Source organism: Pseudomonas gregormendelii, assembly GCF_017114825.1.
GTDB classification, from domain to species: Bacteria; Pseudomonadota; Gammaproteobacteria; order Pseudomonadales; family Pseudomonadaceae; genus Aquipseudomonas; species Aquipseudomonas gregormendelii.
Genome location: NZ_JADEVO010000046.1, coordinates 32,234 through 41,556, shown reverse-complemented (window position 1 = coordinate 41,556; position 9,323 = coordinate 32,234). Strand labels below are relative to the sequence as shown.

Here is a 9,323-nt window from a genome sequence, read left to right as displayed (position 1 = left end):
TACAACCGCACCAGGCTCCACAGCTACAACAACTACCTGTCGCCAATAGCTATGGAGCAAAAAGCGGCATAAGCACCGTAAACGGTGTCCGGGATTGCTTGACCAGTTCAAGCTCGCTCCTACAGGGAATGCGGCTTGCTCGCGAATGGCTGCGCGGCAGCCACCAGCCTGATGGCGTATATTCGGCGCACCCCCATTGCCGCGCAGCCCACCATGAAGCAGACCCCAGACGACCTGGAAAAAATCACCTCCACCACACTGGGCCATTACAACTCGGTGGCCGAGGAGTTTCGCGAAGGTACTCGCGATCATGATGTCAGCCAGAACATCGACGCTCTGCTGCGGCATATCCAGGGTAGCGCGCCTTTCGATATTCTCGATTTCGGCTGTGGCCCGGGGCGCGATCTGCAGACGTTTTCCCGCATGGGCCACACGGCTGTGGGCCTGGACGGCTCGGAGCAGTTCGCGCAGATGGCGCGTGCAGACAGTGGCTGTGAGGTCTGGCAGCAGGACTTTCTGAAGCTGGATTTGCCCGGTGAACGCTTTGACGGGATTTTTGCCAATGCCGTGCTGTTTCACATCCCGCGCCAAGAGCTGCCGAGGGTGCTGAAGGCGTTGCGCGGGGCGTTGAAGCCAGGAGGCGTGTTGTTCAGCTCAAATCCTCGCGGGCAGAACGAGGAAGGTTGGAACGGGCCGCGGTATGGGGCCTATCATAACTGGAAGACGTGGCAGCAATTGCTGGCCGAGGCGGGGTTTGTGGAGTTGGAGCATTACTATCGCCCGGCAGGGCTGCCGCAGGAGCAGCAGCCGTGGTTGGCGAGTGTGTGGCGTAAGCCCGGGTAATCTGGCAGGACGCCATCGCGGGCAAGCCCGCTCCCACAGTGATTAAGGTCGGATCACAAAATGTGATCCTCCCTGATACCTGTGCATTAAGGCAGGACCACAAATTCTGTGATCCTCCCTGATACCTGTGGGAGCGGGCTTGCCCGCGATGAGCGCGGAGCGCTCGCTTTACTGCGCTTCTGGTTCCGGCTCGCGAATCTTGTACCAGGCCACATACAGTGCCGGCAAAAACAGCAGCGTCAGCAAGGTCGCAATGATGATCCCGCCGATCATCGCGTAGGCCATCGGCCCCCAGAATACTTCCCGGGCAATCGGGATCATCCCAAGGCTCGCTGCTGCTGCCGTGAGCAGAATCGGCCGGCGCCGATGCTCCGTGGCTTGCACTACCGAGTCCCACGGCGAGTAGCCGTCTTTCTCAAAAGCCTCGATCTGCGTCACCAGGATCACCGAGTTACGGATGATGATACCGATCAGCGCAAGAATCCCCAGGATCGCCACGAAACCCATCGGCGTGCCGGTGGGGATCAGCGCCAGTACCACGCCGATCAATCCGAGCGGCGCGACGCTGGCCACCAGGAACAGCTTCTGCACGCTGTGCAACTGGATCATCAGGAATGTCGCCATCAGGAACAGCATCAGCGGCACGACCTTGGCGATCGGGCCCTGGGCCTTGCCGCTTTCCTCGACCGTACCACCGGTGGCGACCTTGTAGCCGACCGGCAATGTCGAGGCGAACTGCTCGATGGCCGGCTTGAGTTGCTTGACCAGGTCGGTGGGCTGAATCTCGTCCCGCACCGCCGCCTTGATGGTGATGGTCGGCTTGCGATCGCGACGCCACACCAGCGGCTGCTCAAGTTCGTAGCGCACGGTGGCGAACGACAGCAGCGGAATCGACGTACCACTGGAAGTCACGATCTGCAGGTTCTGCAGGGTCTCCGGCGTGCCGCGTTCGGCGTCCACTGCGCGTCCCACCACGTTGATCAGATAGATATCGTCATCCACCTGGGTGACGGGGGCGCCCACTACGATGCTGTTCATCAGGTTGGCCACGTCTTCCGAGGACAGCCCCAGCTGCCGTGCCTTGTCCTGGGCGATGTCGATGCGCAGGACTTTACCCGGCTCGTTCCAGTCGTAAATGATCTCGCCAATGTGCGAATTCTTGTCCAGCTCGGTGGCCAGCTCGATCGCATGCTTGCGCACTTGATCGATGTCCTTGCCGCTGACCCGGTACTGGATGGGCCGCCCGACCGGCGGGCCCATTTCCAGGGCCTGGACGTAGCTGCCGATGCCGACGAAATCCTTGCGCAGGCGTTCACGCAAGCGCTGGCTCAGGGCCTCGCGCGACTCCAGGCCCTTGCTGACGATGACCAGTTGCGCGTAGTACGGGTTCTGCAATTGCTGGTCGAGGGGCAGGTAGAAACGGATCGCACCTTCGCCGATATAGGTGCTCCAGCGCACGATATCCGGGTCGCCCTTGAGCGTTTCTTCGAGCTTGTTCACCGCCTTGCGGGTTTCGGCGATGGAAGCGTTTTGCGGCAGGTTCAGGTCGACGAGAATTTCCGGACGGTCCGAGGACGGGAAGAACTGGTTCTGCACGAATTGCATGCAGAATACCGACGCCGCGAACAGCGCAATGGTGATGCCGATCGCCCACCAGCGATTGCGCATGGCCCACAACATCCCGCCATTGAACGCCCGCCCGATACGGCCGGGTTCGGCGTTGTGCGGCTTCACATTGGCACTGAGAATATGCACGCCGATCACTGGGGCAAACAGCACCGCCACCACCCATGACACCAGCATCGCCACCGCGATCACCGCGAACAGCGTGAAGGTGTACTCGCCCGCCGAGCTGGCGTTGAGGCCGATCGGCACGAAGCCGGCTACGGTTACCAGCGTACCGGTGAGCATCGGGAAGGCCGTGGAGGTATAGGCGAAGGTCGCCGCCTGCTCCTTGGTTTCGCCCATCTCCAGGCGCGTGACCATCATCTCCACCGTGATCATGGCGTCGTCCACCAGCAGGCCAAGGGCGATGATCAAGGCGCCGAGGGAGATCCGCTGCATGGTGATGCCGCTGTACTCCATGAAGACGAAGACCATCGCCAGCACCAGCGGAATCGAACACGCCACCACCAGCCCGGCACGCACGCCGAGGCTGATGAAGCTGACGATCAGTACGATCACCACCGCTTCGAACAATGCGCTGGTGAAGCCGCCGACGGCTTTTTCCACCACTTCAGCCTGGTCGGAGACGCTGTGCACGCCCACACCGACCGGCAGGTCAGCGGTCAGTTCTTCCATGCGTTGATGCAGGGCCTTGCCGAACTCCTGGATGTTGCCACCCTTCTTCATGGCGATGGCCAGGCCGATGGCGGTCTGGCCGTTGAAACGGAATTCGGGCGTCGCCGGGTCGACGTAGCCGCGGCTTATGTCCGCGATGTCAGCCAGGCGATAGAAACGATCGTTGAGCTTGAGATTGACGTCCGCCAGGTCTTTTTCCGAATCGAACTGGCCGGACGTGCGCACCGAAATCCGCTCAGGGCCTGCCTCGATCACACCGGCAGGGGTCACCGCGTTCTGCGATTGCAGGCTCCGCACCACCTGGCTCTGATCGATGCCCAGGGCCGCGAGTTTGCGCGTGGAGAAGTTCAGGTAAATCACTTCGTCCTGCTCGCCAACCATTTCGACCTTGCCCAACCCTGGCACGTCGCGGATCTGCGCGCGAACCTGCTCAACGTAATCGCGCAGCTGGCGCAGCGACAAACCATCAGAGGTGAAGGCGTACACCGAACCGTACACATCACCGAACTCGTCGTTGAATCCCGGCCCTTGAATACCCTGCGGAAAATCACCGCGGATGTCGTTGATCTTCTTGCGCACCTGGTACCAGATTTCCGGGATGTCTTTGGCACTGGTGGTGTCGCGCAGGTAGACGAACACCGTGGATTCGCCGGGCCGGGTGTAGCTTTTGACGTAGTCGAGGGAATCAAGCTCTTCGAGTTTTTTCTCGATGCGGTCAGTGACCTGCTTGAGGGTTTCCTCCTGGGTCGCCCCCGGCCAGTTGGTCTGGATGACCATGGTCTTGATGGTGAACGAGGGGTCTTCCTCGCGACCCAGGTTCATGTAGGAGAACACGCCCATCAGCAGCGCGACGAACATCAGATACCAGACAAACGACTGATGCTTGAGGGCCCATTCGGATAAATTGAAACTCCCTTTCATTGTGGGCTTTCCTCGTCGATTTTCACTTTTTGCCCGGGCTTCAGGCTGTTCACGCCGGCACTGACCACGCGCTCACCAGATTTCACGCCATCGGCCAGCACCACCGAGTCGTCCGTACGGCTGATCACATTGACGTCTCGCGGGGAAACGGTTTGGCTTTGTGCATCGATCACCCAGATTCGCGTCTTGCCATCGACTTCCTGCAAGGCGGTGACCGGCAATTCGATACGCGGCTTGATCGCCGAACTGAGCGTCACGCTGATGGCCGTACCCAGGCGAAAGCCAGGGGGTGAATCGGCCAGGGTCAGGCGCGCGCGCCGGGTGCGGGTTGCGCTCTGCGCCTGCGGTTCGATTTCGCGAACGATGGCGGTGCTGGTGATGCTCGGGTCCAGCTGCGCGGCCACCTGGAATACCACGTCCGGGGGCAACTGGTCGACCAGGGTGTCCGGCAGGTCAATCACCGCCTCCTTGATATCCGGTTGGGCCAGTGTGACCACTTGCTGACCTGCGGTGACGACCTGGCCGGCTTCGGCATTCCACGCGGTGACGATGGCCTTGTGGTCGGTGCGCAGCTCGACGTAGCCGAGTTGGTCCTTGGCCTGATTGACGGCGGCCTTGGCTTGATCAAGGGACGCCTGAGTGGTTTTCAGGTCGGTCAGGGCAATGTCCAGCTGAGCCTGCGCGCCGACTCCGCGATTGAACAGCTCCTGCTGGCGCCGGGCATTGGCCTGGGCGTTGATGAGCTGGGCCTGGATCTTCGCCAGGTCACCCTGGGCAGCGCGCAACTGGTTCTGCTGATCCGTGGGGTCGAGCGTGGCGAGCAAAGCGCCTTTCTCGACTTCGGCGCCCACATCGACATTACGGCTGGCGATGCGCCCGGGCACGCGGAACCCGACGTTACTCTCGTAGCGCGCCTGGATACTGCCGGCGAAGCGACCAAGGGTTTCCTCGTTGAGCACCTGGACCTTGATCGACAGCACCGGGCGCACCGGCTCCGGCGGTGGTTCTTTCTTCGAGCAGGCTGCCAACATGACCCCGGCCAATACCAGCAACAGGCGCTTCATGGCTGGTTCCCCACTTCCAGATCCTTGTAGGTGTTCTCGGCGATTTCCACTTTTACCCCAGGGTGCAGCAATTGCCCGCCGGCGATGATGACTTTGTCGCCCGCATTCAAGCCGTCGCTGATGATGACTTTACCGGTCAGGTATCGGCCGACAGTGACCGTGTGCAGTTGCGCCTTGCCTTCACCGTCCACTCGCCACACCGCAGGCTCGCTGATGTTTTTGGTCAGCGCCGACCACGGCAGCACCACGGCAGACTTGCCCGGGGTCTTGGCCGTGGCGCTCACCACAGAACCCAGTTGCATGCCATCCGGCAAACCCTGAAGGGTGACCTTGACCTGTACGGTGCCGGTTTGTGCAGAGACCGCAGGCGTGACTTCGCGAACGGTGCCGGTGGTCTTGATTGCCGGGTTGTCCAGCAGGCTGACGACCACCGTCTTGTCTTCCGGGGCTTCGGTCAGCAGCGACTCATAGACGTTGAACACCGCATCGCGCTCGCCATCCCGGGCCAGGCTGAAAATCGGCACCGTGGCCTGCACCACCTGGCCGACTTCGGCCTGGCGCGCAGTAATCACGCCCGGTGCGTCAGCGATCAACGAGGTGTAGCTCAGTTGTTCACGGGCATTGGCCAACTGGGCCTGGGCCGCCGTCAACGCGCTCTGGCTGCTGCGTAAGGCGGCCTGGGCGGAATCGTATTCGCTTTGGCTGGTGTAACCCTTGGGCAGGAGTTTTTGCTGGCGCACGAACGCCGCAGCAGTCTGTTTGACCCGCGCCTGTTCGGCGGTGACCTGGGCCTGCGCCGAGTCGACATTGGTCTGCAGGTCCTTGGGGTCCAGCTTGGCCAACACTTGCCTGGCCGTCACGCGGTCCCCGACATCGACCATGCGCTGGATGATCTTGCCGCCGACCCGAAACGAAAGTTCGGTCTGGACCCGTGCCTGGACATCCCCCGTCAGGGTCACCGAGGCCGCGTAATCCGCCGGTTTGACCTCCTGCACGAACACCCGCGGGCGGTCCTTCTCGACCGGTTTTTCGTCACCGCAGGCGGTCAACAAAGCCAACAGGCCCAGCCCAACCACCAGTTTTATTCCAGGACCAGCCATGCAGACTCCTTTGCGTAGTACGGGCGTGCGATTGTCGATACGACTGTGAGCTTAGAACAGGGTTCCAAGGGTGCCTCTGATGGGCGTCAAATAAACCCCTTACGCTACTACCTCCCGGGCTTTTGAACCGTATCATTACCGGGTTGGAGGTCCGATGACCATTGCCCGCACTCAAATCCAGTGGCTGACACCTGCCAGAGATGCTTTTCGGGGGCATAAAAAAACGCCGACGCTCTATCAGCCGTCGGCGTTTGCAACCGTGATGCGGTTAGCGAACAAATCAGAACGCAGGCAGTACCGCGCCGCTGTATTTCTTCGCGATGAAAGCCTTCACTTCAGGACTGGTCAACGCCTTGGCCAGCTTCTGAATGGCAACGCTGTCCTTGTTGTCCGGACGGGCCACCAGGAAGTTCACGTAAGGCGAATCGGCACCTTCGATGACCAGGGCGTCTTTAGCCGGGTTCAGGCCGGCTTCCAGCGCGTAGTTGGTGTTGATCATGTCCAGATCGACCTGATCCAGAACCCGCGGCAGCATGGCCGATTCGAGTTCCTTGAACTTGAAGTTATGCGGGTTCTTGGCAATGTCTTTCGGAGTGGCCAGAGCGTTTTTCGGGTCTTTCAACTCGATCAGGCCAGCCTTCTGCAGCAGGATCAGGGCACGGCCGCTGTTGCTGCCTTCGTTCGGGATAGCGATGGTCGCGCCGTCTTTCAGTTCAGCCAGGCTTTTGACCTTCTTGGAGTAGCCACCGAACGGTTCGACGTGCACGCCGATCACGGTCACCAGGTTAGTGCCTTTGCCTTCGTTGAAGCTGTTCAGGTACGGCAGGGTCTGGAAGTAGTTGGCGTCCAGACGCTTCTGATCGACCTGTACGTTGGGTTGGACGTAGTCGGTGAAGACCTTGATTTCCAGGTCCACGCCTTCTTTGGCGAGGGTTGGCTTGATCAGTTCCAGAATCTCGGCGTGTGGAACCGGAGTCGCCGCCACTACCAGTTTTTCGCCGGCCTGGGCCAGGCCCGCGGTCAGGGCAGCCGCCAATGCGGTGAACAACAGAACCTTTTTCATGCAGTGTCCTTATCGAAAATCGCGATCGTCATCGACGACGGCTAAGAGTACGAGTGCCAGTGAAGTGCTATCGCTGGCGTGACGCGGACAATACCGGGATTTTTTATTCCTTAACAATATCTTTTATTTACTTTGATATTCCATTTTGTTCATACACATGTGTGAGCAAAGCTTGCTCGCGATCCGGGCGGCTCGGTCTGCACCAATGAGGCCAATCGCGAGCAAGCTTTACTACTACAGGACGGAGTGGTTCTGGAGCAGCAGTTTCAAGGCAGCCTTGTCGGCATTGGAACCCTTCGCGAGAACATGGCTGAGCTGCCGTTCGATTTGCTCAAGCGCACTCGGCACTGTTGGCAAATTCAAATGCTCCGGCAGAATCTCGTCGCCCGTACTGACCAGCAACGCAAAATGAATGACGTTCTCCAGCTCCCGGGTATTACCCGGCCAACTGTGCTGCTCCAGCACTTGCTGCGCCGCCTCGCTGATCAACGGCACCGGCAAGTCCAGGCGCTGGCTATAGATGCCGAGGAAGTATTCGGACAACGACAGAATATCGCCCACCCGCTCGCGCAGCGCCGGTAGCTCCAACTGGCCTTCGCTGAGGTAGTGATACAAACGTTCGTGGAATTTCCCGGCAGCTACGGCTTGCGCCAGGTCAATGCTGGTGGCGGCCACCAATCGCACGTCCACCGGGCTTGGCTGTTGAGCGCCCACGCGGGTGACTTCGTGATTTTCCAGGGCCGCCAGCAGTTTGATCTGAATCGGCAGCGGCAGGTCGCCGATCTCATCCAGGTACAAGGTGCCGCCGTTGGCCGACCCAAACCAGCCCGCGCGGCTGCTCGCTGCCCCGGTGTAGCTGCCGGCTGCGTAACCGAACAATTCGGCATCCGCATAGGTCGGGCTGATTGCACCGCAATTGACCGACACGAAAAGCCCGCTGCGATCGCTGGCGCGATGGATGTGCCGCGCCAGCAGCTCCTTGCCGCTACCGGTCTCGCCACGAATCAGCACGCAAATCGCACGCGGCGCCAATTGCTCGAGCTCTTGGCGTAACTGCCGCGAGCGTGGATCAACAAACACCAGCGCCTTGGCGCGGATACTTAGCGGGCTTTTTTCTGCGTCGGGGAAGGTCAGCAGCGGCTGACCAAAGGCTTCAAAACTCATGGCAGGCTCCCGCCCAAAACCGCCGGAGGGCGGGGGCGTTTAAAAAAGGAAAAATCAGGCGCGACGCAGGGCGTGATGTTCCATACGGTTTTGCAGGCGATACAGGTAGGCAAAACCCTGCTCCCAGCGCTGGTGGCCGGACTTCACATTGATGTGCCCTGCCCCCGCCAGGATCCCCGCCTCGGCGCCCCAGGTGCGCGCCAGTTCCAGCGCTCGCGGGGCACTGACGGCACTATCATTGTCGGAGCTGACGACCTGACTCGGAAACGGCAGCAGGTCGGTCGGAATCGGTGCGAAGTTGCGCAAGGCGGGCACGCAGGCCGGGCGCTCCACGTCTGCCGGAGCGACGAGCAACGCGCCGCGCACCTGTCGCAAAAACTGCACGGGCGCGGCAGCCGCCCAGTGGGCGACCGTGATGCAGCCCAGGCTGTGAGCAATCAGGATCACCGGCGTACTGTCCGCAGCAATCGCCTCGGCCAGCGCCGCGACCCAATCTTCACGGCGGGGCGTCAGCCAGTCGGCCTGCTCCACCCGTGCGCTGTTCGGCAAACTGTTCTGCCAGTGGCTCTGCCAATGATCATCTGGCGATCCTTGCCAGCCCGGCACAATCAGGTAGCGAATTGATTCGTTGCGCATGGGGGAACTCTCCTGCTGCGTGTCTGTTCCTGAGCGAGTATAGGGAGTGGAGTTATATCCGTTAAGGAATAAGAAGCTATTTATTAAGATCACTATCGAATAACCCCGTAGGAGCTGCCGCAGGCTGCGATCTTTTGATCTTTTAAAAGCAAGATCAAAAGATCGCAGCCTGCGGCAGCTCCTACGAGGTGTTTTTTCAGGCAAAAAAAGGGGCCGCACCCTGCCAAGGAG

At 60.6% G+C, this 9,323-nt stretch carries 7 protein-coding genes; 1 reads left to right on the top strand and 6 read right to left on the bottom strand.

Features of this window, described 5'->3' with window-relative positions; all coding sequences use genetic code 11:
• Nucleotides 1–213: 213 nt before the first annotated feature.
• A complete protein-coding gene (locus IMW75_RS23695; RefSeq protein WP_205893932.1) occupies nucleotides 214–843 on the top strand; it encodes a class I SAM-dependent methyltransferase in 630 nt (209 codons plus the stop codon).
• A gap of 168 nt (nucleotides 844–1,011) precedes the next feature.
• Here IMW75_RS23695 and IMW75_RS23690 read toward each other — a convergent pair whose 3' ends face one another.
• From IMW75_RS23690 to IMW75_RS23665, 6 genes are all read right to left on the bottom strand, one after another.
• Complete coding sequence (locus IMW75_RS23690; RefSeq protein ID WP_205893931.1) at nucleotides 1,012–4,065, bottom strand: efflux RND transporter permease subunit; 3,054 nt, start codon at nucleotides 4,063–4,065, stop codon at nucleotides 1,012–1,014.
• Nucleotides 4,062–5,129: an efflux RND transporter periplasmic adaptor subunit gene (locus IMW75_RS23685; RefSeq protein WP_045061292.1), complete on the bottom strand. Its 1,068-nt coding sequence runs from the start codon at nucleotides 5,127–5,129 to the stop codon at nucleotides 4,062–4,064. The genes IMW75_RS23690 and IMW75_RS23685 overlap by 4 nt, the downstream gene beginning before the upstream one ends.
• Complete coding sequence (locus tag IMW75_RS23680; RefSeq protein WP_205893930.1) at nucleotides 5,126–6,229, bottom strand: efflux RND transporter periplasmic adaptor subunit; 1,104 nt, start codon at nucleotides 6,227–6,229, stop codon at nucleotides 5,126–5,128. The genes IMW75_RS23685 and IMW75_RS23680 overlap by 4 nt, the downstream gene beginning before the upstream one ends.
• 280 nt (nucleotides 6,230–6,509) lie before the next feature.
• Entirely contained in the window at nucleotides 6,510–7,292 is a 783-nt protein-coding gene (locus IMW75_RS23675; protein WP_045061290.1) for a MetQ/NlpA family ABC transporter substrate-binding protein, read from the bottom strand.
• A 234-nt stretch (nucleotides 7,293–7,526) separates the two neighbouring features.
• Nucleotides 7,527–8,456, bottom strand: a complete 930-nt coding sequence (locus tag IMW75_RS23670) for a sigma 54-interacting transcriptional regulator (RefSeq protein WP_205893929.1) — start codon at nucleotides 8,454–8,456, stop codon at nucleotides 7,527–7,529.
• A gap of 54 nt (nucleotides 8,457–8,510) precedes the next feature.
• Nucleotides 8,511–9,092 (bottom strand): alpha/beta hydrolase, encoded by a 582-nt coding sequence (locus IMW75_RS23665; RefSeq protein WP_045061288.1) that lies wholly within the window; start codon nucleotides 9,090–9,092, stop codon nucleotides 8,511–8,513.
• Nucleotides 9,093–9,323 lie beyond the last annotated feature (231 nt).

Excerpts from the sequence above, each read along its gene's own strand:
- IMW75_RS23695 (WP_205893932.1), top strand. The coding sequence starts at position 214 with ATGAAGCAGACCCCAGACGACCTGGAAAAAATCACCTCCACCACACTG.
- IMW75_RS23690 (WP_205893931.1), bottom strand. The coding sequence starts at position 4,065 with ATGAAAGGGAGTTTCAATTTATCCGAATGGGCCCTCAAGCATCAGTCG.
- IMW75_RS23685 (WP_045061292.1), bottom strand. The coding sequence starts at position 5,129 with ATGAAGCGCCTGTTGCTGGTATTGGCCGGGGTCATGTTGGCAGCCTGC.
- IMW75_RS23680 (WP_205893930.1), bottom strand. The coding sequence starts at position 6,229 with ATGGCTGGTCCTGGAATAAAACTGGTGGTTGGGCTGGGCCTGTTGGCT.
- IMW75_RS23675 (WP_045061290.1), bottom strand. The coding sequence starts at position 7,292 with ATGAAAAAGGTTCTGTTGTTCACCGCATTGGCGGCTGCCCTGACCGCG.
- IMW75_RS23670 (WP_205893929.1), bottom strand. The coding sequence starts at position 8,456 with ATGAGTTTTGAAGCCTTTGGTCAGCCGCTGCTGACCTTCCCCGACGCA.
- IMW75_RS23665 (WP_045061288.1), bottom strand. The coding sequence starts at position 9,092 with ATGCGCAACGAATCAATTCGCTACCTGATTGTGCCGGGCTGGCAAGGA.